Origin of the sequence: Sphaerisporangium sp. B11E5 (assembly GCF_039871875.1) — a bacterium.
Lineage (GTDB): Bacteria > Actinomycetota > Actinomycetes > Streptosporangiales > Streptosporangiaceae > Sphaerisporangium.
This window is the reverse complement of sequence record NZ_JBDPMD010000126.1, coordinates 1-730: the sequence shown is the minus strand read 5'-3', so window position 1 is coordinate 730 and position 730 is coordinate 1. Positions and strand designations below refer to the sequence as shown.

At 72.7% G+C, this 730-nt stretch carries 1 protein-coding gene; it reads right to left on the bottom strand.

From position 1 onward, the window contains the following. Positions 1-308 precede the first annotated feature (308 nt). Positions 309-730: methionine adenosyltransferase domain-containing protein (locus ABGB17_RS38830; RefSeq protein ID WP_347639406.1), on the bottom strand; the 422-nt coding region annotated here is incomplete at its 5' end.

Genomic DNA, 730 nt, shown 5'->3' with positions numbered 1-730 from the left:
CCGTCCCGTGGTCCCAGCCGTCCCGTGGTCCCAGCCGTCCCGTGGTCCCAGCCGTCCCGTGGTCCCAGCCGTCCCGTGGTCCCAGCCGTCCCGTGGTCCCAGCCGTCCCGTGGTCCCAGCCGTCCCGCGGATCCAGCCGTCCGTGGTCCCAGCCGTCCCAGCGGCCCCTTGTGGGATCAGGCAACTGGGGCGGCGACCCTTACGTCCCACCTGACCCCGTGGGGGGTTGATGTGGGACGGCGCCACACGGACGGCGCCGCCACACGGACGGGGGTGCCGGCCCGCCTGGGGCGGGCCGGGTTGTGTTGTCAGAGGCCGGCGGCCTGGCGGAGTTGGTCCACTCGGTCGGTGCGCTCCCAGGAGAAGTTGGGCTCCTCGCGGCCGAAGTGGCCGTAGGCGGAGGTCGCCGAGTAGATGGGACGCAGCAGGTCCAGGTCGCGGATGATGGCGGCGGGGCGCAGGTCGAAGACCTCCAGGATGGCGCGCTGGATGGCTTCCACGGAGGCCTTCTCGGTGCCGAAGGTCTCGACGAAGACGCCTACGGGCTGGGCCTTGCCGATGGCGTAGGCGACCTGGACCTCGGCGCGGTCGGCGAGGCCGGCAGCGACGACGTTCTTGGCGACCCAGCGCATGGCGTAGGCGGCGGAGCGGTCGACCTTGGAGGGGTCCTTGCCGGAGAAGGCGCCGCCGCCGTGGCGGGCCATGCCGCCGTAGGTGTCGACGATGATCT